Here is a 21,646-nt window from a genome sequence, read left to right as displayed (position 1 = left end):
TGACGCAGTGAAGTCCTGCAATATCCATCGCACTCGACTTTAGAAACTGAACAGGAACGGGAATGAAACCGACTCGACGGGGGCCGCTGACCTGCGCGCAACGTGAGTGGTTCCTGGACGTCGGCATCGACGCGGACTCGCCGTGGTCCTCCGCCGCGAACTTCGCCGGCGTGGTCGACGGCGCCGGCGCACCGGTCGGCGTCGCGCTGGCCGCGATCGGCGACCTGCTCGACCGGCACGAAGGGCTGCGGACGCTCCTGCCCGTGACCGGCCCCGGCCTTCGTGAACAGCACGTACTCCCGGCAGCGGAGCGGCTGGGCGAGGTGGTGCGGGTCGCGCCGGCCGGCGCCGAGGCCGACGCGGCGATCGCGGCGGCCGCGGCCACGGCCTTCCGCCTCGGCGAGCAGCCGCCCGTGCTCTTCGTGCTGGCGGTCGCCGCCGGTGCCGTGCGACGGATCGGGATCGTCGCCGACCACTCCGCGGTCGACGGGTGGGGCATGCGGGTGCTCCGGAGCGACTTCTTGCAAGCCTTGCGGAGCCGGATGAGCGGACGTGCGGCGTTCGGCGGTCTTCAGGGCCGGCCCGCGCCGGAGCAGCCCCTGGAGACCGCCGAGTGGGAGACGTCCGCTCTGGGCCGGGCCCATGCCGAGCGGGCCGAGGCGCACTGGCGGCGGCAGCTGGGCGCGCTGCGCGACGGGCTGTCCGGCTGGCGCCCGGAGGGCGCGACGGCGGCGGCGGAGCCGGTGCTGCGGTCCCGGTGGCTCGCCTCGGCGCACGCCGCCCGGGCCGCGCAGGCCGTCGCCACCCGCGCCGGTGTGCCGGTGTCGGCGGTCTACCTGACCGCGTTCGGCTCGGCGATCGGCCTGGTCGAGGGCTCGCCGTGCGCCGGTGTCCAGGCCCTGGCCGCGAACCGGCTGTCGGCGGGGACGCAGGCGTCGGTGCGCAAGGCGGTCATGCCGGTGCCCGTCCTCGTGCCCGGGGGCGGCGACCTGACCGCGCGGCTGGCGGCCACGGCCAGCAACCAGCTGCACGGCCATCGGTTCGCCAACCTCGACCCCGCGCGGGCCGCGGCGATCAGCGCGGAGGTCCTCGGTGAGCTGGCCGGGACGGGCGCGGCAGCGGCCCGGTTCAACTACATCGACGCGTCCATCGTGGGCAGCGCGGCGAACAGCCGCTCACTCGGCGCCGAGGCCATCGCGTTCACCGACCCGGCGGTGCAGGACCGCGTCACCGAGCAGCCCGACCGGCCCGGCGGGTCGCGGTACATCCTGTCGGTCCAGCACCGCCCGGCCGCCGCGCTGATGACGATCGCCTGCCACGGCGACACGGCGTGGGCGCCGGCGGCCGGCGACATGCTCCGGCACGTCGAGGCAGTGCTGGTGCGCGCCGCCGGGTAGGCCCGCGGCGATGACGCGCCGGCCCGGGCGCGGACGGCCCGGGCCGGCGATCGGGAACCGTCAGGTGGTCGGGATGGTCACCTGACCCGGGGTGTTGCGCTGGGTGGTGGTGCCGTCGCCCAGCTGGGAGTTGCCGTTGTTGCCCCAGCACCACAGGCTGCCGTCGGTCCGGACGCCGCAGGTGTGGTAGTTGACGACGAAGCCGGTCGTCCAGGTGGTGGCGGTGCCGACCCGGGTGGGGGTGGAGCGGTTGGTCGTGGTGCCGTCGCCGAGGCCGCCGGCCATGTTGTTGCCCCAGCACCAGAAGCTGCCGTCGGTGCGGGAGGCGCAGACGGTGTTGTCGCCCGCGTTGGCCTTGTTCCAGGTGGTGGCGGTGCCGACCTGTACAGGGGAGGTCTGCAGCGGGCCGGCGGCGCCGAGCTGGCCGTAGCCGTTGTTGCCCCAGCACCACAGGGTGCCGTCGGTGCGGGTGCCGCAGCTGTGCGCGTATCCGGCGGTGACGCCGTTCCAGGTGGTGGCGGTGCCGACCTGCGCCGGGGTGGTCGAGTAGCTCAGCGTGCCCACCCCGAGCTGCCCGCTCGAGCTGTCGCCCCAGCACCACAGCGTGCCGTCGGTGCGGGACCCGCAGGTGTGCGCGTATCCGGCCGTGACGCTCGCCCACGTGGACGCCGTGCCGATCCGGACCGGCGAGGTCAGGTAGTAGTCGGCGGTGCCGGTGCCCAGCTGGCCGAGGCGGTTGAAGCCCCAGCACCACAGCGAGCCGTCGGTGCGGACGCCGCAGGTGTGCGCGTCGCCGGTGCTGACGCTCGCCCAGGTGGTGGCGGTGCCGACCTGGACGGGGGCGTTCCGGTTCGTGGTCGTGCCGTCGCCGAGCTGGCCGCGGACGTTTCTGCCCCAGCACCACAGCGTGTGGTCGGCCTTCACCCCGCACGTCTGGCTGCTGCCGGCGTCGATGGCCGCCCAGGTGGTGCCGGTGCCGATCCGGGTGGGCGTGGTCCTGGTGTCGTTGGTGCCGTCACCGAGCTCGCCGCTCCAGTTGCTGCCCCAGCACCACAGCGTCGCGTCCGTGCGGATCGCGCAGGTGTGCGCGTAGCCGGCGGCGACGCTGGAAACGGTCGGGGCGGCGGCCGCGGCGGGACTGGCGAAGGCCGTGATGCCGAGCGCGACGCTCGCGATGGTCGCCGCCACGGCGATCGAGCGCCGCAATCGGGCGCGCAGCCCGCCGTCCTGATATCTGCCCATGTGATGTGCTCCCTCGCCGACGTCGATGCACGGACCTTGATCGCGGGGACGCTACGGTCGGGCGAGCCCGGAGGGCAACGCCGCGGGCGCCGTGCCGCCACGGGCCTGGGCCGGCCGCCGAAACTTACAGCGATCGATCGGCTCCCGGGTACGGCGACGGGTTGACCCGGGACACCGGGTAACGCGGAGGTCGTGCGCCACGATCAATCCGCTGCCGGATGCATGGCATCCACGTCGACGAATAGCTTCGGGTCTGGCACATCCGGTGCCCACGACCAGAGGAGCCAGCATGACCCAGCGAGTCCGCAGGATCGCCGCGACCGCCGTGGCGGCCACCGCCGCGATCGCCGGAAGCCTCGTCGTCGCGTCGCCCGCGAGCGCCGACCCGGTCCGGTGCGGGTCGAGCGGCAGCGACCCGCGTGCCTGGTGCGCGAACGTCAAGGACGCCCCGAACGGGCTGACGATCCGGTCCGGCCCCGGCACCGGGTACAGCCCGGTCGGCACCCTCCGCAACGGGCAGAAGGTCGAGGTCGACTGCTGGGGGTATGGATCCAGCGTCAACGGTTACCGCATCTGGGTCCGCCTGTACTCGGCGGCCGGGAGCAGGTGGGTCAGCGACCTGTACCTGACGACCGGTCACGTGCAGGACTACCTGATCCAGTGCTGACCCGCTGACCGGGGGACACCGGCCCGGCGCCCACTCGGGTGCCGGGCCGGTGCCGTGCCCCCATCCAGATGCAGCGATGAACGACAATGTCCGGATGATCCGTGTACTCGTGGTGGACGACCAGGTGCTCATCCGCGCCGGCCTTGCCGCCCTGCTGCGGGCGGCGCCCGAGGTGGACGTGGTCGGCGAGGCGGCGGACGGCATGGAGGCCGTCCGGCTCGCCGGGTCGCTCCGGCCGGACGTGATCCTCATGGACGTGCGGATGCCGGGCGACGTGAGCGGGATCGACGCCACCGAGCGGATCATCGCCGCGGCGCCGGTCGCGCCGCCCCGGGTCATCGTGCTCACCACGTTCGACCTGGACGAGTACGTGTACAACGCGCTGCGGGCCGGCGCGCACGGCTTCCTGCTCAAGGACACGCCCCCCGAGCGCCTCCTGTCCGCGGTCGCCGCGGTCGCGGAGGGCGAGATGCTCTTCGCCCCCAGCGTGACCCGCCGCCTGGTCGAGGCGTACACCGGCGGCGGGCAGCCCGCGACGCACTCGCCGGAGCAGCTCGTCGAGCTCACCACCCGGGAGCGGGAGGTGCTGCGGCTGGTCGGCAGGGGACTGTCGAACCTCGACATCGCCGGGCGGCTGATCATCTCGGAGGCGACCGTCAAGACCCACCTGAACCGGGCGATGAGCAAGCTCGGGCTGGCCAGCCGGGCCCAGGCGGTGGTGCTGGCCTACGAGACGGGGCTGGTGACACCGGGCCTCGCCGGCTGACCTACCGCGCTGGTTGCAGGCCGCTACGACGCGAGGTTGACGGCAACGCGGGTCCATGCCGCTAATCTGCGTCGATGCGGAAGTCGATGTCCGGGTCGACGCCGGCCGATCGGTTCGGCGGGCTGTCGACGCCCGTGGTCGACGCCCTGTTCGCGTCCGGGCTGACCGTGGCGACCTGCCTGGCCGGCCTGGCGTACCAGCCGGCGGACTGGCGCCGGTTCGACGGGCTCGCCGCCCTGATGGGCTGCCTGACCTGCCTGCCGCTGGCGGCGCGCCGGCGGTGGCCGATGTCCGCGCTGCTGGCGACCTGCGCGGGGTACACCGGCTATCTCCAGCTGGGCTACCCGCCCTCGCTCCTGTGGTGGGGGCCGGTCCTCGGCCTGTACACGGTCGTGGTGCTGCGGCCCGGCCGGTGGGCCGTCGCCGGCTCGGTGGTCACCGCCGCCGTCGTGGGCTTCAGCGGCGTCAACTTGAGATTTAACCAACGGCCCGGGCGATCAGAAGATCGTCCGGGCCGTTTCGGTGTGTCGCAAGGATATGGGTACGGCCACCCGTGATCATTCGGAGTGCTGAAGCTTCGAAGGATGCGGGGTGGCCGTGGGGCCTACTATGCCAGGTTTGCAGGCTGTGGTGGCAACAGATGCCTCGGTGTGTCGTGCGGCATTGGTCGCGTTCCGAGCCGGATTGTATGCGTGCTTCAGCAGACGCGCGGACGCGTTGTTCGAGCTCGTGGATGCGGTGTTGACCGCTGATGGTCCGGTGGACTCCCTGGTGGAACTGTCGCAGGAGAAGGTGTTCCGGCGTGGACACGGGGCGTTGTATGACGCGCTGGCCTGTGGTGATCTCGACGTTGAACAGCTGGCTGGGCTGATCGCGTCGTCGTGGCAGCCCGCCGACGACGGTCCGGTGAAGATCGCGGTGGATACCTCGGCGTGGCCACGGCCGGACGCGGTGACCTCTGCGGGGCTGTGTCACTGCTACACCTCCTGCCGTTGCGACGGATCCCGCAAGACGATTCCGGGCTGGCCGTTCTCCTTCGCCGCCGGGTTGGAGTGGGGTGCGTCGTCGTGGACCGCGCTGCTGGACGTGGTGCGTATCGGCCCGGACGACGACGTGACGGTGGTGACGGTCGCCCAGATCGCCAATGTGCTGGCCCGTCTGGAGGAGGCCGGGACGCTCGCGCGGCGGCCCGCGCCGGTGTTCACGTTCGACTCCGGATACGACCTGACCCGCATCACCTATCTCGCCGGACTCGACGGTCTGGGTGTGCAGGTCCTGGGTCGGGTGCGCAGCGACCGGGTGTTCTACGCACCGGCACCCAAGCGACGCAAGGACGGTCGGCCGGGCCGGCCCAGGAAGCACGGCAGCCGGTTCGAACTGTCCAAGCCGACAGCGCTTCCGGCGCCCGATCAGCGGCTGCGTGGGCAGAACCCGCGATACGGCGAGGTGATGGTCAGCGCGTGGCACGGGCTGCACCAGAAACTGTCCAGACAGGCCGGCTGGACCGACTTCGAGGGGGTGCTACCGGTCGTGGCTGGCACCGTGATCCGCATCCAGGTCGAGCGTCTGCCCGGCAACCGGGCGCCGCAAGACCTGTGGCTGTGGCACACCGCACCACCGGGCACCGTCTTTGACCTGGACCTGCTGTGGAAGACCTACCTCCGCCGGTTCGATGTGGAACACACCTTCCGGCTGCTCAAGTCCACCCTGGGCTGGACCGCCCCGCAGATTCGTACTCCTGAGCAGGGTGAACGCTGGACATGGCTGATCCTGGCCGCGCACGCCCAGCTGCGGCTGGCGAAGACCCTCACGACTGATCTACGCCGTCCCTGGGAGAAGACGATCCCTGCGGGGCGGTCGATGACCCCTGGACGGGTCCGCCGGGGTTTCCGTAACCTGCGCCGGCATCTGGGCACTCCGGCCGGTAGGCCGAAAACCACCAATCCTGGTCCCGGCCGTCCCGTGGGTAGCACCCGGCCTCCGCGAACCCGCTACCCAGTCGGCAAGAAGAAGTCCACAGTGGACACACCAAAAGTCAACAATCAGGCACTCAAGGGATAAAACTCAAGGTCAAGGCGCCCGCCCTGCCGCCGCTGGTCGTCGTCATCCAGCCGCTGCTGGTGCTGGCCGGCGTCTGGGTGCTCGGCGGCGGGGCCCGGGCCCTCGCCGACCGCAACCGGCAGCTCGCCGTGCTGACCGCGCGGCTGCGCCGGGAGCAGCGGGACCGGGCCCGGCACGCGGTCGCCGAGGAGCGCGTCCGGATCGCCCGCGAGCTGCACGACGTCGTCGCGCACCACATGTCCGTGATCTCGGTGCAGGTCGGCCTGGCCCGCTACGTGTTCGCCTCCGACCCGCCCACCGCGCGGACCGCGCTGGACACCATCGCCGGTGCCGGACGGGAGGCGCAGCAGGAGATGCGGCGCCTGCTCATGGTGCTGCGCGTCGGCGCGGACGAGGAGGACGCCGGCCGGTTCGGCACCCTCGTGCCGGGCCTGGCGAGGATCGGGGACCTGGTCGACCGGGTCCGGGCCACCGGGCTGCCGGTCGAGGTCGAGGTGCACACCGTGGACCCGGTGCCGCCGCTGCCCGCGCACCTGGACCTCTGCGTGTACCGGGTGATCCAGGAGTCCTTGACCAACGTGCTGAAGCACGCGGGCCCCGCCACGGCGACGGTGACCGTCGAGCACCGCCCCGGCGCCGTGACGGCCCGCGTCGTGGACGACGGCCGGGGCGTCGTGGAGCAGTCGTGGCCGGAGCCGGGTTACGGCCTGCTCGGCATGCGCGAACGCGTCCGGCTCTACGGCGGCACGCTGTCGACCGGCCCCCGCCCGGAGGGCGGGTACATGGTCCAGCTGACCCTGCCGGTCCCGGTCCGGTCATGACCTGGGCCGGACGCGCCCCGCGTCACGCGTCGGTGGCGACGACCTGGTGGGCGCCGATGACGGCGAGCAGCTGGAGCTTCTCGTGGCTCTCGCTGCCGGGGACCGCGGTGTAGACCAGCAGGGAGTGCGACTGGTCGGGGTCGAGCAGCGCCTGGCACGTCAGCTCGAGGAGGCCGACCTCGGGGTGGATGAAGCGCTTGACGTGGCTGTAGTCGACGCCGATCTCGTGCTCGTCCCAGACGGCCCGGAACTCCTCGCTCCGCTCCAGCAGGAGCCGCTGGAGGTGGGCGGCGTAGGAGTCGGGCCCGCGCAGCGTGACCCTCGCGCGGAGCCCGGAGGCGAAGACGCGGGAGTGCAGCGCGTGGTCGTCGGGGTGGTACAGGGCGCGGCACGCGGGGTCGGTGAACCAGCGGTAGCCGATGCTGCGGGCCGGGCCGGTGTAGCGGGTCAGGTCGCCGGTGAGCGCGACGCCGAGCGGGGTCTGCCGCAGGGTCTCGCCGAGCTCGGTGACGACCTCGGCCGGGGTGTCGGCGAGCCGGTCGAGGATGCGTAGCAGGCCGGGGCTGATGTGGGCGCTGGTGGTGCCCCGCACCGGCGGCCGGTGACCGGCGAGCCGGAAGAGGTGGTCGCGCTCGTCGAGCGACAGGTGCAGGCCCTGCGCGATCGAGGCGATCATCTGCTCGGACGGGTGCGGCCCGCGCTCCCGCTCCAGCCGGCTGTAGTAGTCGGCGGAGATGTGGCAGAGCGTCGCGACCTCCTCGCGGCGCAGGCCGGCGGTCCGGCGGCGCTGCCCGCGCGGCAGGCCGACGTCCTCGGGCTGCAGTGACTCGCGGCGCCGACGCAGGAACCCGGCGAGCCCGGCACGGTCGATCATCTCTCGGTTCTACCACCGTCGCCGCGGCGGAGCCTGGGATTGAGAGGCCGTGGATACGGCCGCGGAGCACGCGCACAGTGGGGACATGACCCGCAAACCGGACATCACCGTTCCCAGTCTCAACGGACGGCTCGCCGTCGTCACGGGCGCGAGCGACGGCGTCGGGCTCGGCCTGGCCGCCCGGCTCGCCGCCGCCGGCGCCGAGGTCGTCATGCCCGTGCGCAACCGCCGCAAGGGCGAGGCCGCGGTGGCGACGATCAGGCAGCAGCACCCGGACGCCATCCTGTCGCTGCGCGAGCTCGACCTGTCGTCGCTCGCCTCGGTCGCCGCGCTCGGCGCCGCCCTGCGCGCCGACGGCCGCCCGATCCACATCCTCGTCAACAACGCGGGCGTGATGACGCCGCCGCAGCGGCAGACCACCGCCGACGGCTTCGAGCTGCAGTTCGGCACCAACCACCTCGGTCACGTCGCGCTCGTCGGCCACCTGCTGCCGCTGCTGCGCGCCGGCCACGCCCGCGTGACCTCGCAGATCAGCATCGCCGCGAAACGGAACGCCATCAACTGGGAGGACCTGAACTGGGAACGCTCCTACGACGGGATGCGGGCCTACAGCCAGTCGAAGATCGCGTTCGGCCTGTTCGGCCTCGAGCTGGACCGGCGCAGCCGGGCCGGCGGCTGGGGCATCACCAGCAATCTCGCCCATCCGGGCGTCGCCGCCACCAGCCTGCTGCAGGCGCGGCCCGAGGTCGGCCGGGCCCGCGCCACCGCGGGCGGCCGCCTCATCCGCGCGCTCGGCCGCCACGGGATTCTCTTCGGCACCGTCGAGTCCGCGCTGCTGCCCGCCCTGTACGCGGCGACCTCCCCGGACGCGGGCGGCGGCCGCCTCTACGGCCCGAGCGGGTTCCAGCACCTGTCCGGCGCTCCCGCCGAGCAGCCGGTCTACCCCCGCCTCCGCGGCGAGGCCGACGCCGCCCGCGCCTGGGAGATCTCGGAGCGCCTCGCCCGCGTCACGTTCCCGGCGGCGGTGTCCCCGTCCGGCAGGTAGATGCCAGGTAGGTCGTCCGCGTGGATCTGGACGACATCGCCGCCCGGCTCGGGTGGGGCCGGACGACGCCGCCGAGATCATGGCGGGATGGCGGACCCGGGTCCTCCACTGTGGACGGACGAGCTGCGGTGGCTGCTCGACCGCTCGGTCGCGCTCGTGCGCGCGGACCTTGGCAGGTACGGCTGGCTGGTGCCTGGGCCGGAGCTGCCGCGCGACCCGGGCCCGGCGTGGCGGCACCTCTACGTGTACGTCTACTTGGCGCTGATGGACGCCGTCATGGGGTGCCACCGCGAGCGCGGCGTCGCCGAGGAGGTGTCGTGGGCGACGCTCGCGGACCTCGGGCGCAACCTGGCGGTCGACCGGCGGATGCGGGGCGAGGGCTGGCCGGTCATGCAGCCCTGGCTGAGCCTGCGTTGGCGGGCGGCCTCTACGAGCTGGGGCGGCTGCAGTACCAGCGCGGCGACGGCGCGATCGACCTGTCGGCGCGGCAGGAGCCGTACCACGAATAGAGCGGCACCCGCAACGGCGTGTGTCTATGATTCACAGATCGGTCTCGATATTCCCCATGAGGCATACTTGCGACATGGAAGCGATCCTTGCGGCGCTCGCAGATCCGGCGCGCTGGCGCCTGGTCCGCCTGCTGGCGGAGCGGCCTCGGTCAGTCGGGGTGCTCGCCCAGCTCACGGGAGCGCGGCAGCCGCAGACGACCAAGCACCTGCAGACGCTGGAGCGCGCCGGCGTGGTCACATCACAGCGCACCGGGCAGCGTCGTGTGTATGCGTTGTTAGGCACCCCACTCCGCGACTTGGCCGAGGCGTTAAACGGGCTGGCCAACGGGACTGCGCGCGTCAGCGGTCCGGACGGCACGTTCGAGCCGCACGGGATCAGTGTTGGGTTGGTGCGACTCGCCGCCGAGGGCGACGAACGGGCCGACGGGTGCTCGTAGCGTTTACCAGGTCTCACAGCGCCGACCGACCTCGTCTGGCGGCGCCTGACGGAGTCGGCTTCTTGTATGATGGTGGCACCCGACGGGCTGAATGGGATGCACTTCTCAGGGTCTACGCGTCTTCCCACGCACGCCACGATCCTCGCGGGCGAGCGGTGGACGACACGGGGGCAGCCGCTCGCCGGTTACGCCACCGCCACCTTCCTTACCTGTGTCACTGAGTGCTCTGATCAGAGTGGTCGCACTGTTCCTGGTCGTCGAAACCGCAAGCGTCATTGGAACGGGCGCAGGCCAGCAGGTACCGCTGCTCGACGCGGTTCGTGGTGAGCGTGGCCGCAGTGCGATACCAGCCGGCGGCGTCGGGGCTGCCGCGCATCGCCAGAAGGTGCGCGCGGACGGCGGCCGGGCGGTGGCTGCGGGCAAGCTGCGGATCGTCGGCGAGGGTTTCGAGCAGGGCGAGCCCGGCCGCGGGCCCGTGGACCATGGCCTCGGCCACGGCCCGGTTCAGGGTCACGACGGGACTGCTGTCGAGCGCGCCGAGCAGTCGGTACAGGCCGAGGATCTGCCGCCAGTCGGTCGGCGAGGAGGTGTGCACGGCAGCGATTGCGGCCTGTAGCTGATACGGGCCTGGCGGTCCGGCCCGCAGGGCGGACTCGGCGATCAAGCGACCCTCGTCGATCGCTGCGTGGTCCCACAGCGAACAGTCCTGCGACTCCAGCGGCACCAGCATCCCGTCGGCCACCCGTGCGGCGCGACGCGCATGCGTGAGCAGCATCAATGCGAGCAACCCCGCCACATCGCCGCGGGCTGGCAGCAGTGCGTGCAGCAGGCGGGTCAGCCGGATCGCCTCCGCGGCCAGTTCTGCGCGGTGGAGCGTGTCGCCGGACGTGCCGACGTAGCCCTCCGTGAAGATGAGATAGAGAACCGTCAATACTACCTCCAGGCGCTCTTCGAACTGCTCCGGCGCCGGCATCCGGAACGTGGCGCCGGCTTGCCTGATTGTCGCCTTAGCGCGGCTGATCCGCTGCGCGACGGTCGCCTCCGGGGTGAGCAGCGCGCGGGCGATCTCGGCGGTACCGAGGCCGCCGACGGCACGCAGGGTGAGGGCCAGCTGCGCGGGCGGGGTCAGCGCGGGATGGCAGCACAGGAACAGCAGAGTCAGTGAATCGTCCTGGTCCTGTACCGCCGCGGGTGTCGGCGGCTGCCAGGTGGCCTCGCGCCGGGACCGGGCCTGTTCGCTGCGCAGGAGGTCGACGAGCCGCCGGGACGCCACCCGGATCAGCCAGGTCCGGGGTTCATTCGGCACTCCCTGCGACGGCCACTGTACGGTCGCGTCGAGCAGCGCCTCCTGCACGGCGTCCTCGCACGTGTCGAAGTGTCCGTAGCGGCGCACGAGCGCGCCGAGGACTTGCGGGACGAGCTCCCGCAGGTCCTCGACGGCGCCGTTAGCCATGCATGATTGGCCGGACCTCGACGGTGTCGCCGACGGCGTCGGCGATTCTGGCCGCGATTGACAAGGCTCGGTCTTGCCCGTCGACGTCGATGACCGCGAAGCTGGCCAGGACCTCGCCGGTCTCCGCGAACGGTCCTTCGCTGACCAGCGACCCCCGTCGCGCGGTATGCGAAAGCGCCGGGTGCCCGAGTCCCTCGGTGGTAACCAACTCGCCGGACCCGGTCAACTCCTCCACCAGGTCCTCGTAGAACTTGCAGGACGCGAGAAATTCCTCCGATGTCACATCGACGATGTTCCACTCGGCGAGGCTTGTGTAGGCGAGCAGGAGGTATTTCATACGATCCGCTCCATTTCCGCGTGGTAGCCGCCGCCGGGGAACACCCAGTCGCCAGCCAGCCTGTTACCGGTCTCGTCGAACGTGCCGCGGAAGTAGCCAGGCGAACCCTTGTAGCCGCCCCAGATCGTCAGGGTGTCGCCGTCGAGTTCGTACACGTAGTCGAGGGTGTTGCCGTCCGCGTCGTACGCGCGTGCCTTGATCTCCGCGCCCGGCTCCTCACCGAACAGGTGCTCCCGTCCGATAATCTCCGTCATCGACACGCGGTGCCCGTCATGGTCCAGGACGCCGCGTTGCAGGAGGAAGTAGCCACCGTCGAGCCATTCGTAGGTAGTGGTGCCGGTGGCGCCGCCGGTGACCTTCCAGGTGCCGGCCAGCCGGCCGAGGCGTCGCAGTTCGTCGTCCATGGTGAGCTCCTTCGTAGGTTGCAGCTGTCGCCTGATACCTCGGAGCCGGCTCGCCGGTTTCGACATTCCTTCCTCGCGATATTCGCAGATGCTACAACCTGTTCGGCAGGCAAAAGACGCTCTGGGTGAGGAGTTCGCGCTGCTACGACGGGTTTGTCTACCTCGAAACGATCAAGGTTTCGGCGCTCCACGTCGGCAGCGTTCTTGCTGTCGCAGGTGTGGGCTGTCGAAGTGGATGTCGAGGTGGACGCGATGGTGATGGTGTCGTCCGCGACCGTGGCGACGTCGAGTGGGACCGCTTTCGCCTTGCTACTTCGGGATGCTCATGCGGCGAATCGAGGCGGGCAAGTCCGGGCGGCGCAGGGCGGGCCGAAGCGGTGTGGTGAACGAGCTTCCACCGTAGCTGCGGCACCCAACCAGCACCGGCCAATTGCGGCTCACATGGCCATCAAATGTCAGTTGGGTGGCAACCAGGTTGGGTGATGGCGGCGGGGTGGTGCCGGGAGGCAACGGCGACCCGTGCTGCGTGCCGCTGGCCCTCCGCGAGCCATGGCCGCCGGCTTCCGGCCGTTGCGTTTGGACTTCAACGGTGCACCCTGCCCGGAATCTTGACACACGACGCCGTGACCTTCGCGGCGCCGGTGGGGATGTCGCCGTCGCAGTAGCGTCCGGCGCGACTATCGCGGCTGTGTGTTCCGAGCATCACGCCACCGATGCGCGCTGTTGCCGACCGAAATTTTGCTCATACCGAGTCCGAGATCGTGTCGTGATGATGCCTCCGACAGTGACGGTACAGCCCGAGCCAGGCATCGATTTCGGCTAGAGGTTCAGGTTGCAGCGTGTACATCCGTCGCTGTGCGTCAGTGCGCACGTCGACAAGGCCTGCCTTGCGTAGCAAGCGCAGATGGCGCGAGATCGCCGGCTGGGTTATCCCGGGAAAGGCCGCCACGAAGTCGCCGGAGGCGTGTTCGCTCTCCCTGAGCATTTCGAGTATGCCTCGACGCGTCGGATTGGCCACAGCGGCGAAGACGTCCATATCTACTACTATACGACATCGAACATCGACTGTAGACCTGCATTTCGGTCTTGCGACATCCAACAATGTCATGATCTACGGTAGACATATGCGCCCGTGCCGGCTGTGTACCCTGACAGGCTGGTTGCCGCAGGCTGGGCACACCGCGCCCGCAGCCGACTCCTCAGCTCTCAATGAGACCGACACCTCCGTCACCCGGACGACCGGACGTGTAGAGCAGCCAGATGCGCAACACCATCGCCAAACCCGAATCAACGCACGGAAACCATGAGTATTGATGTGTCGCCAGTGTTGTTCCCGGGTGGAATTCGCAACTTCGTACCATGGCCATTTTGCGTTTCCGCTCGCAGGCGAGCACGGAATTTGTGCCACGACCGGCTTTTCTAGCGCCCTCGACGCCGCGCTGCGGTGTCAGCGGTCATGCCATGGCGCGTGTCGCGCCGAAAGGACGTGGAAACAGCACGCACAGAGACGTGGCAGCTTCTGTCGATGTCTAGGGTGCTGGCATGGCCGCCTCACATCGGGTGGACGCGGTGGGCGGCAGAAGCCGCCCCAGTAGCGGTGAGAGGGGATCGCCATGTCTGTTTACGACGTCGACCCAGCAACGTTCGAGCCGCGCGAGTTCGCTCAGATGGTGAAACGCAGTTCAGCTGACGAACTACGCCAGCTTGTTGTCGGGGAACAGCGCTGGAACGTTCTCCAAGCGGTCTTCGTCCACATGCCGGATGTGTTCCGCGCTGATCGGGCGGGTTCGATGAAGGCGGTGCTCCACTGGAAGGTCGGTGACCGACCGGGCGGAGGCGCTGACACCTACGAACTCGTCATCGCCGACCGCACCTGCACGTTCTCGTCCACTCCGGGTCTCCCGCCGACGCTGGAACTCAGTATCGGAGGCGTCGACTTCCTGAAGATGGTGACGGGCAACGCAAGTCCCATCGCGCTGTTCATGCTCGGCAAGCTCAAGGCGAAGGGCGACCGCGGCCTTACCGCTCGTATCCCGAACCTGTTCGACGTGCCGAAGGCGTGACCATCGGCCGCGTCGCCGACCCGGGGTCGGTGGGATCGACTGGTCGCGGGCGATCATCGACTCGATCAGTGTCCGGGCCTTGAAAAGGGGATCTGACCGAGCCAAACCCAGTCGACCGCGGCAACCGGGGTTCGAAGACCCACGTCCTGTGCGACCGGCGGGGGCGTGCCGTTGCAGGTACTGATCTCCGCCGCGAACACTCCCGACGCGCGCTGCTGTTCCCGCTACTGGACGCCCTCACACTGGTGCAGAGCCGTCGCGGCCGGCCCGCCACCGGCCCGGAAACTGCACGCGGAAAGGCCTACGACCACAAGGCGATCCGAGCCGAGATCCGCCGCAGAGGCATCACGGTCCGAATCGCCCGCAAGGGCGTCGAATCCTCGCAGCGTATCGGCCGGCACCGATGGATCGTCGAGTCGTGTCTGTCCTGGTTCACCAAACAACCGCCGCCTTGCCCGCCGCTACGAACGCAAAGCCGAGCACTTCCAAGCTTTTGCCGACATCGCCGCGATCCTCATCTGCCACCGCCGACTCGCAAAGATCACCGAGTGAGACAACCCCCTAAAGGTCGTCGTTGCGCCGTCCCGCTCAGGCTGGCCGACCTCGCCGTCGCGCCTGTGGCAAAAGCGGACCTCAGGCGGACGGCGCATCGAGTGGCAGGCGGTCGCCGATGGACCGAGCCGCGGCGAGGGCGCCCCATGACGCTGCGGCGACCAGCGAGGCGTCCTGCGGGTCGTGACGTTTAAAGTCGGCGATGACGGTATTGCCGACCTGATACGCCGACTGCGCCGTCAGCAGTACCAGGCGCCCGACCGGCAGCTCGTCATCGGGCACGCCGGCCAGCGCTGTGTCCACCCAGGTCGCAGAGATGCCGGGAGGCATGCCGTCCCATTCCGACAGCCGAGTCAGCATCAGGCACCGGATGCGCTCCGGAACGACAGATGCCGCCTCATCCTCAATGGCGGCGTAGGCTCGGGCCAGCGCCTCAGCGATGCGGGTTGGTCCCGCCCACGCCAGGTCCGGCGGAATCGAGGAGGCCGGAAGCAGGTTCAGCGCTGCACCGGCGGACACCGGGCGCCGGGCGAGCGAACTCATCACGCGTCCGGCTATCCACAGCGCACCGCGCCGGGCCGGGCCGGGCAGCGGAGGCAGTGGTGAGCGCTGCAGAAAGACGCTGACCATCCGGTTGATGTAGTGGAAGACCACCGCCACGCCGCCGAGTTCCGGCAACTGCGCCGCGGGGAAGGGCAATTCGCTACCCAGGACCGGATTGCGAGCCCATCCGACGATGCTGCGCAAGTGGGGGTCGCCGACGTCATCGACCCGGTCGCTGGCGATAGCGGCGGCGTCAGGCGTGCCGTCGAGGCCGGTCAGGGTAGCTCCGTGAATGTCGACGCAGTAGGGACAGGCGTTGGCTGCGGACACGGCGGCAGCGACTGCCTCCTTCGTCGAACGCGGAACCGTGCCGGGCGCGAGCAGGCTTTCGCGCAGCATGGCCCAGGCGGCGGCGAGGACGGTGGGGGCGGGGGAATGCAACGCGATCGGCGGGGCGAGCATGCCGAAGTCGCGCTCTACCTGGCTGTAGACCTCCTTGACGAGGCCGGTCGCCCGCCTCGGATCGGCGGGCGTCACGTGTTTGACGTGAGCAAGAGCGGCTCGGCGGGTCGCCTGGGTGGTGAGCAGCGCAGTCACGGTGGGCCTCGCAGACTAGACGGGAGCCCGCCGGCAGTCTCCGGCGGGCTCCATGGCCGAAGGGGAGGAGCTAAAAGAGATTCAGGACCGGTCGAGCACCCGGCGTCGGGCGGCAGAGAAGCCGGTCGGCGACGGTGCCCCGTACTTGACGGCGACGTCGCGATCCTGCAGTGCTCGCACTATGCCGGGTACGGCGCGTTCGGCGAGTGCGGAGATGGTCAGTGCGGGGTTGACGGTGAGGGCGCCTGGCACTGCGGAGCCGTCGGTGACGAAGATGCCGGGGTGACCGCGCAGCTCGTGCGTGTCGTCGAGGGCGGAGGTGGCCGGGTCGTCGCCGATTCGGCACGAGGCGAGCGGGTGGACCGTGTAGGCGCCGACAATGTCGTTGGTCCATGGCGTCACCGTTGCCAGGCCGTCACGTTCCATGATGTCCTTGACGTCGGCGTCGGACAGGTCCCAGCCGCGGCGGGTGTTCTTCGTCGGCTTGTACGACAGCGGGCCGTGGCCGAGCATCTGCTGCGACATCCGGTGCGCGTTGCCGGTTTCCGGCGGCGGACCGAACACGCCTTCGTTGTCGTCCTCCGACATCGTGAAGATGGTCAGCCACGACTTCCAGGTCCGCAGCATCTCCTTCTTTTCCACGCCGAACCAGCTGGCAGCGATGGGGTCTTTGACCTGCGCCAGGATCGTGCCGAGTCCGGGTGGGAAGTACAACTGCTCCAGCGAGTAGCGCTCGTACTCCGGCAGGTCGCCGTCGAGCTTGTCCCAGCTGGCGACCGTAGGACCGCGACCGATCTGATACGCCTCGTAGGGCACGCCGTCGCCGCGGTCCAAGCCGAGGACGTCACGGATGCGACCCTCGTCGAAGATTGCCGTGTTCAAGCGTTCGCCGTTGCCCGAGAAGTATCGGCCGACCGCGTGCGGCATGGCCCCGAGCTCCGGCTCGGACCGCTGAAGGATCGCGGGGGTGGCGCCGGCGCCGGCCGCCACGATGACGATCTTCGCGTCAATCGCGCCTTCACCGTGCAGGATCCGGTAGTCCTCGTCGTCGACGATGCGGTAGTGCACCCGGTAGGAGCGGTCGGGGTGACGGGTGATGCGCTGGACCTCGTGCAACGGACGGATCTGCGCGCCGTGGGCGATCGCGCCGGGCAGGTAGTTGAGCAGGAGCGAGCGTTTCGCGTCGAAGCGGCAGCCGGCCATCATCCAGTTGCAGTTAGTGCACATGTCGACGTCGACCGCGGACGGCGACGGATTGGCGGTCCGCCCGGCGTGCGCGCACGCGGCGGCGAACAGGCCACCGGCGTACGGTACCTGGTCCCAGCGCTGCGGGACGATCGGCAGTGCCTCGCAGACCACGTCGTACCACGGGTCGAGGGTGTCGCGGGTGATCCTGGCCGGCCACATCCGACGGCCGATGCTGCCTCGGCGTTCGAACACGAAGTGCGGCGCCCGCGGCAACGTGGCGAAGTACACGACGCTGCCGCCGCCGACACAGTTGCCGCCGAGCACGCTCATGCCGTCGCCGACGACGAAGTCGAACGCCCGGGTGTACGAGGAGCCGAGCTTGAAGTCGTGTTCGAACTCCTGGGGCTCCAGCCAGGGGCCGCGTTCCAGGACGATCACCTTCGCACCACCGGCGGCGAGGTGGTAGGCGGTGATCGCGCCGCCGAAACCACTGCCGATCACCAGGACGTCGGTCGATTCCACGTACGTCATGCCGGGCTCCCGGTCGAGGTCGTGTTGGGGTGCAGGGGGGCGAGCTGGCGGCCGTAGGAGAATCGCGGGAATCGCCACAGGCCATCGACGTCGGCGGTTGCGTAACCGATCGCGTGGAGACCCGGGTGACCTGCCGCGAGCGCGTCGACGGTGTGCATGTGAGCCGCGCTGTCGTAGGCCATGTTGCTGAACAGGGCGAGCCCGATCCAGATCTGCTTCTCTGGATGCCCGGGGTCGGTGAGCCGGCGCACGAGTGCGGTGCGGTGCGCGAAGTCCAGTGCGACGAACGGGGGGACGTCGTCGTCGAGGGTTAGATCATGCTCGGCGGCGTACTCGCCGGCGTGCACGTTGAGCAGGACTGCGATGTCTCCCAGCTGCTCGGCGAGCCCTCCGGCGGACCACGTCAGCAGTTCCAGGGCGCCGGCAGCGACGGCGCCGCCGCCGGCTGCTGCGCCGGCGCACACCCGATCACCGGCGAAGCGTCGTTCCCCGGGGATGATCGTGTCCGCGTACGCCTCGATGGCCATTGCCTGTTCCGGCTCGATGTCCACGTCGGACACGCTGGCGGCAGGGGGGTCGGAAAGCACGGCATCTCCTGACAGGAAGGCGAAACGAACAAGGCGAATCGTCGCTGCCGCGGGAGCGGCAATGCATCTCCGGCCGTGCCCCGGAAATCGGATTCTTCTATCGTGCGCATTTTGCCGTAACGGGATGATCGGCGGTACCCGGACGCCGACGCCGCCGATACTGTGGCGCAGCAGCGGTTGGCTGCGGGCAGCATGCCATCACCGCAATCGACGGGAGAGGCTTGTGGTCGTCAGTCGGGTGGCTTCCTCTGTGGTGCAGCGACAGATCAGATATGTGGCACCGGTGCCCCTGCCGGACGCCACCGGTTTGGTCCGGGAGGTTTATGCGCAGATCGCCGACGAGATGCTGCTCGTCGTACCGCCGGCGCAGCTGCACTCACCGTCGCCGGACGTCCTGGCTGCGTACTGGATGCTCTCCCGCGAGCCACTGGCCGGCACGGCCGTCGGCCGCGCGGCGAAGGAAGCCGTCGCCGCTGCCGTCGCAGTGGCCAACATCTGCCCCTACTGCGTGGAGATGCACACCGTCGGCATGTACGACCTGAGCGGTGAGCACGAAGCCGAGGCTGTTGCCGGAGACCGGGTCGAGAGCATGATAGATCCGGCGTTGCGCGCGATGACCGCGTGGGCACGCACAGCGCACCAGCTCGACGACGCCGCACCGGAGCCGCCGGGGCTGGCCGCCGCCGAACGGGCCGAGCTGCTCGGCGTCGTCGTCGGCTTCCACTACGTCAGCCGCGTGGTCAACGTGTTCCTGTCCAACTTCCTGCTGCCGCCGGGTCTCGGCCCGCGGTCGCGCCGGCGGATGAAACAGGGGATCAGCCGGCTGCTGCGCCCGATGCTGCGCACCCCCCGCGCTGGCGGCCGTTCCGTGGGGCTGCTCCCTGCGGCCCCCATACCGGTCGACATGACCTGGTCCGCCGGCAATGAGGACATTGCCGCTGCGGTCGCCCGATCCTGCCGGACGTTCGAGCTCGCCGGGGCGCGGTCCGTGCCTGCCGGCGTCCGCCGGCTGGTCCTGGACAGGTTGGAGGCCTGGCGTGGGGAGGATACGGGTCTGAGCACGACGTGGTGCGAGGACCTCATCGCCGACCTTCCCGCGCACGAACGGGCCGCGGGGCGGCTGGCGCTGCTGACGGCGGTGTCGTCGTACCAGGTCGGCGAGGGAGTGATCAGCGAGTTCCGCCGGTTCGACCCGTCCGACGCCGGACTCGTGGACACGGTCGCCTGGTCGGCGTTCGCGGCGGCGCGGCTGATCGGCAACAGATTAGCGGCGGCGCGTGCTGACGCTCCGCCGGTGGTGAGCGACTTCGCAGAGGTGGAGGATCCCGAATGGCGCATGTCGGGTTGGCAAAGGCACCGCAGGGCGGCCTGAACGGCCGGTTTCACCGGATCGCGCTGAACGTGTTCATGGTGGTGGTCCTGGCGCACTGGGCCGAGCACCTGGCGCAGGCGTACCAGATCTGGGTGCTGCACTGGCCGCTGCCGAAGTCACGGGGCGTGCTCGGCCTGGCGTACCCGTGGCTGGTGAAGAGTGAATGGCTGCATTACGGCTACGCCCTGGTGATGCTGGTCGCGTTGTTCCTGCTGCGCGGCGCCTTCACCGGCCGGGCACGGACCTGGTGGACCATCGCGCTGGCCATCCAGTTCTGGCACCACATCGAGCACCTGCTGCTGTTCCTGCAGGCGCAGACCGGCCAGTTCCTGTTCGGCAAGGCGGTGCCCACCAGCGTGCTACAGACCGTGTTCCCCCGGGTGGAGCTGCACCTGTTCTACAACACCATCGTCTTCCTGCCGATGGTCGTAGCCATGATCCTGCATCTGCGCCCAAACCGGGCTGAGGCACGTGAGATGCCCTGCACCTGCGCCCGGCCGCTGGCCGTGGCCGGGGCTGCATGAACATGACCGCAGCCACGAGCGGAGCCCGTCCCGGCGGGCTCCGCTCGGCCCTGCGATCCAAGGGCATGTGGCTGGTCGCCGCGGTAGCGGCGACCGTCGTTGCCTTCCTGCTGCTGTCGGCGCCGGCGCCGGCCCGGGTGTCCTCCGTGGACCCCGCGGACGGCGTCACGCTCGGCGCGGCACCGACCGCGGTCACGGTGATCTTTACCGGGGAACTGGCGCCGTACGACTATCACCTGACCGTCGCACGGGAGGGCGGGGTGACGGTGGTGTCTGGACCTGTCCGGTTCGACGGGGACCGGCTGACCGTGCCCGTCTCGGTCACGGACGGCCCATGCCTGGTGGCGTTCCACGTCCGGCTCCGCGACGGTGCCGAGTTGTCGGGGATGACCCGGTTCGGTGTCGGTGTCGCGGTGACCCCGATCGGTGCCGCTGGTGCCGATCCATCCGCCGGCGGGCACCAGCACGTCAGCGACGACCCGATGAACATGACGCTGCTCGTCGTCGATGCGGTGCTGCTCCTTGCGCTAGCCGGCGCGTTGCTGCGTCGATCAGCGCGGCGGCTGCTACGCCGCTGAGGCCGGAGGCGTCCGCCTCCGGCCTGGATGATCCAAGGTTGAGGAGGCAAGGCCATGCCGACCATGCTCGGCTCTGTGCGCCGTCTGGTGCTGACCCCGTCATTCAAGGAGGTCTCGTTCGCGCACCGGGGCTTCCCGGTTGTCCCGACCGACGCGACCCGCCGGCTCGAAGCGATCCCGCAGGCGGTACTCGTCGGCTTCGAGTGGGGCATCGACACCCGCACGTCGGCGGAGCTCGTGCAGCGGCTCGAACTTGTGGAGCCGGAAATGCGCGGCTTCGCCTACGAGGGCGCGACGATGGCGGTCACCGTGCTCGACGCGATGGCCGGCGGCCGCGGTCGCCGGGCCCAGGCATTGCTGTCCGGGCCCGCCGTGCCTCACACGTTCCTGACCTACATCGGCATCGGATTCGCCATGGCCCGGCTGCCGCGGCCGCTGTGGAAGCGGATCTTGCCGGACCTCACCGGTACGCCGTACTACCCGACGATGAGCTGGCTGGCCGTGGACGGCTACGGCTTCGACCGTGCCTACTTTCAGACGGAGCGCTGGGTGACCCGCCAGGAGCGGCTGGCACCGTACCCGTGGCAGGGCGGGGCGGACTACTTCCCGCGTGCCTGCGACCAAGGCATCGGCCGCGCGCTGTGGTTCATTCATGGCGGGCAGGTGCCTGACGTCGTCGCCGCCGTGCGGCGTTTCGCCGCGGACCGGCAGGCCGACCTGTGGAGCGGCGTCGGATTGGCGGCCACGTTCGCCGGCGGCGCCGACGCCGCCGGGCTTGCCGCGCTGCGCCGCGGCGCGGGGGAACACTGGACCCACGTCGCGCAGGGCTCCGTCTTCGCCGCCAAGGCCCGGGTCTTCTCCGGCTTCGAACCCGAGCACACTGCGGTCGCGGTCGCGGCCCTGACGGACCTCACCGTCGCCCGGGCCGCCGCCCTCGCCGACGACGTCGCCGTTGACGTCGGCGACGCGACCGGAGGCCGGAACGGTGATGCCACCGACCTCGACTACGAGATGTGGCGTTCGAAGATTCGCGACGCCGTGGGAACGCGGACCGGATCCATCCGGTAGAACCGGAACCTACCGGGTACCGATCCGAAT

22 protein-coding genes and 1 pseudogene are annotated in these 21,646 nt (G+C 70.1%); 14 read left to right on the top strand and 9 right to left on the bottom strand.

All coding sequences use genetic code 11. From position 1 onward, the window contains the following. Window positions 1-62: 62 nt before the first annotated feature. Entirely contained in the window at window positions 63-1,397 is a 1,335-nt protein-coding gene (locus tag ACQEVZ_RS59275) for a hypothetical protein (protein ID WP_433385746.1), read from the top strand. Between the two features lie 60 nt (window positions 1,398-1,457). On the opposite strand, the gene ACQEVZ_RS59270 is transcribed toward ACQEVZ_RS59275, so the two are convergent. Next, window positions 1,458-2,639, bottom strand: coding sequence for an RCC1 domain-containing protein (locus ACQEVZ_RS59270; protein ID WP_433385743.1), 1,182 nt, complete (start codon window positions 2,637-2,639; stop codon window positions 1,458-1,460). 289 nt (window positions 2,640-2,928) lie between these two features. Here ACQEVZ_RS59270 and ACQEVZ_RS59265 point away from each other — a divergent pair, with 289 nt between their 5' ends. The 5 genes from ACQEVZ_RS59265 (at window position 2,929) to ACQEVZ_RS59245 (ending at window position 6,954) form a co-directional block, all read left to right on the top strand. After that, a complete protein-coding gene (locus ACQEVZ_RS59265) occupies window positions 2,929-3,306 on the top strand; it encodes an SH3 domain-containing protein (protein WP_344508732.1) in 378 nt (125 codons plus the stop codon). A gap of 94 nt (window positions 3,307-3,400) precedes the next feature. Next, on the top strand, window positions 3,401-4,072 hold the full coding sequence (locus ACQEVZ_RS59260; protein ID WP_344508730.1) for a response regulator transcription factor: 672 nt from the start codon (window positions 3,401-3,403) through the stop codon (window positions 4,070-4,072). A gap of 74 nt (window positions 4,073-4,146) precedes the next feature. Further along, window positions 4,147-4,629: a DUF7134 domain-containing protein gene (locus ACQEVZ_RS59255; protein ID WP_433385738.1), complete on the top strand. Its 483-nt coding sequence runs from the start codon at window positions 4,147-4,149 to the stop codon at window positions 4,627-4,629. 52 nt (window positions 4,630-4,681) lie between these two features. Beyond that, window positions 4,682-6,133, top strand: a complete 1,452-nt coding sequence (locus tag ACQEVZ_RS59250; RefSeq protein WP_433359946.1) for an NF041680 family putative transposase — start codon at window positions 4,682-4,684, stop codon at window positions 6,131-6,133. 59 nt (window positions 6,134-6,192) lie between these two features. After that, complete coding sequence (locus ACQEVZ_RS59245) at window positions 6,193-6,954, top strand: sensor histidine kinase (RefSeq protein ID WP_433385735.1); 762 nt, start codon at window positions 6,193-6,195, stop codon at window positions 6,952-6,954. Between the two features lie 22 nt (window positions 6,955-6,976). Here the strand turns inward: ACQEVZ_RS59245 and ACQEVZ_RS59240 are convergent, their stop codons facing one another. Further along, the gene (locus ACQEVZ_RS59240; protein WP_433385732.1) at window positions 6,977-7,828 is read right to left on the bottom strand and encodes a helix-turn-helix transcriptional regulator; all 852 of its coding nucleotides are present in this window, start codon (window positions 7,826-7,828) and stop codon (window positions 6,977-6,979) included. 85 nt (window positions 7,829-7,913) lie between these two features. Here ACQEVZ_RS59240 and ACQEVZ_RS59235 point away from each other — a divergent pair, with 85 nt between their 5' ends. The 3 genes and pseudogenes from ACQEVZ_RS59235 (at window position 7,914) to ACQEVZ_RS59225 (ending at window position 9,819) form a co-directional block, all read left to right on the top strand. After that, entirely contained in the window at window positions 7,914-8,873 is a 960-nt protein-coding gene (locus ACQEVZ_RS59235) for an SDR family oxidoreductase (protein ID WP_433385729.1), read from the top strand. Next, window positions 8,874-9,233, top strand: a pseudogene (locus tag ACQEVZ_RS59230) (acyltransferase domain-containing protein); the annotation flags it as partial. A gap of 223 nt (window positions 9,234-9,456) precedes the next feature. Then, window positions 9,457-9,819, top strand: coding sequence for an ArsR/SmtB family transcription factor (locus ACQEVZ_RS59225; protein ID WP_433385726.1), 363 nt, complete (start codon window positions 9,457-9,459; stop codon window positions 9,817-9,819). A 214-nt stretch (window positions 9,820-10,033) separates the two neighbouring features. Here ACQEVZ_RS59225 and ACQEVZ_RS59220 read toward each other — a convergent pair whose 3' ends face one another. The 4 genes from ACQEVZ_RS59220 to ACQEVZ_RS59205 all read right to left on the bottom strand — a co-directional run bounded on the left by ACQEVZ_RS59220 (window position 10,034) and on the right by ACQEVZ_RS59205 (window position 13,049). Then, window positions 10,034-11,272 carry an RNA polymerase sigma factor gene (locus ACQEVZ_RS59220; RefSeq protein ID WP_433385723.1) on the bottom strand — a complete coding sequence of 413 codons (1,239 nt, stop codon included), beginning with the start codon at window positions 11,270-11,272 and terminating at the stop codon, window positions 10,034-10,036. Further along, complete coding sequence (locus tag ACQEVZ_RS59215; RefSeq protein WP_433385720.1) at window positions 11,265-11,609, bottom strand: YciI family protein; 345 nt, start codon at window positions 11,607-11,609, stop codon at window positions 11,265-11,267. The genes ACQEVZ_RS59220 and ACQEVZ_RS59215 overlap by 8 nt, the downstream gene beginning before the upstream one ends. Next, a complete protein-coding gene (locus ACQEVZ_RS59210) occupies window positions 11,606-12,013 on the bottom strand; it encodes a hypothetical protein (protein WP_433385717.1) in 408 nt (135 codons plus the stop codon). Before ACQEVZ_RS59210 ends, ACQEVZ_RS59215 begins: the two co-directional genes overlap by 4 nt. A 742-nt stretch (window positions 12,014-12,755) precedes the next feature. Then, window positions 12,756-13,049, bottom strand: coding sequence for an ArsR/SmtB family transcription factor (locus ACQEVZ_RS59205; RefSeq protein ID WP_433385714.1), 294 nt, complete (start codon window positions 13,047-13,049; stop codon window positions 12,756-12,758). Between the two features lie 577 nt (window positions 13,050-13,626). Between ACQEVZ_RS59205 and ACQEVZ_RS59200 the strand changes: the two genes are divergently transcribed. Beyond that, the gene (locus ACQEVZ_RS59200; protein WP_433385711.1) at window positions 13,627-14,076 is read left to right on the top strand and encodes an SCP2 sterol-binding domain-containing protein; all 450 of its coding nucleotides are present in this window, start codon (window positions 13,627-13,629) and stop codon (window positions 14,074-14,076) included. Window positions 14,077-14,709: 633 nt separating this feature from the next. On the opposite strand, the gene ACQEVZ_RS59195 is transcribed toward ACQEVZ_RS59200, so the two are convergent. The 3 genes from ACQEVZ_RS59195 to ACQEVZ_RS59185 form a co-directional block, all read right to left on the bottom strand. Next, a complete protein-coding gene (locus tag ACQEVZ_RS59195) occupies window positions 14,710-15,768 on the bottom strand; it encodes a carboxymuconolactone decarboxylase family protein (RefSeq protein WP_433385708.1) in 1,059 nt (352 codons plus the stop codon). A gap of 81 nt (window positions 15,769-15,849) precedes the next feature. Next, a complete protein-coding gene (locus ACQEVZ_RS59190) occupies window positions 15,850-17,487 on the bottom strand; it encodes an FAD-dependent oxidoreductase (protein WP_433385705.1) in 1,638 nt (545 codons plus the stop codon). Further along, window positions 17,484-18,014, bottom strand: coding sequence for a DUF5987 family protein (locus tag ACQEVZ_RS59185; RefSeq protein WP_433386222.1), 531 nt, complete (start codon window positions 18,012-18,014; stop codon window positions 17,484-17,486). The genes ACQEVZ_RS59190 and ACQEVZ_RS59185 overlap by 4 nt, the downstream gene beginning before the upstream one ends. Before the next feature lie 184 nt (window positions 18,015-18,198). Here ACQEVZ_RS59185 and ACQEVZ_RS59180 point away from each other — a divergent pair, with 184 nt between their 5' ends. From ACQEVZ_RS59180 to ACQEVZ_RS59165, 4 genes are read left to right on the top strand one after another with little or no spacing between them, the layout of a single operon-like run. After that, entirely contained in the window at window positions 18,199-19,446 is a 1,248-nt protein-coding gene (locus tag ACQEVZ_RS59180) for a carboxymuconolactone decarboxylase family protein (protein ID WP_433385702.1), read from the top strand. Next, complete coding sequence (locus ACQEVZ_RS59175; protein WP_433385699.1) at window positions 19,404-19,970, top strand: hypothetical protein; 567 nt, start codon at window positions 19,404-19,406, stop codon at window positions 19,968-19,970. The genes ACQEVZ_RS59180 and ACQEVZ_RS59175 overlap by 43 nt, the downstream gene beginning before the upstream one ends. Before the next feature lie 2 nt (window positions 19,971-19,972). Further along, window positions 19,973-20,548, top strand: a complete 576-nt coding sequence (locus ACQEVZ_RS59170) for a copper resistance protein CopC (protein WP_433385696.1) — start codon at window positions 19,973-19,975, stop codon at window positions 20,546-20,548. Between the two features lie 54 nt (window positions 20,549-20,602). Further along, window positions 20,603-21,616 carry a DUF1702 family protein gene (locus ACQEVZ_RS59165; protein ID WP_433385693.1) on the top strand — a complete coding sequence of 338 codons (1,014 nt, stop codon included), beginning with the start codon at window positions 20,603-20,605 and terminating at the stop codon, window positions 21,614-21,616. The last annotated feature ends 30 nt before the right edge of the window (window positions 21,617-21,646 follow it).

Source organism: Dactylosporangium sp. CA-152071 (assembly GCF_050936335.1).
Classification (GTDB): Bacteria; Actinomycetota; Actinomycetes; order Mycobacteriales; family Micromonosporaceae; genus Dactylosporangium; species Dactylosporangium maewongense.
The sequence above is the reverse complement of the archived record's forward strand: the minus strand, read 5'-3'. Positions and strand labels throughout refer to the sequence as shown.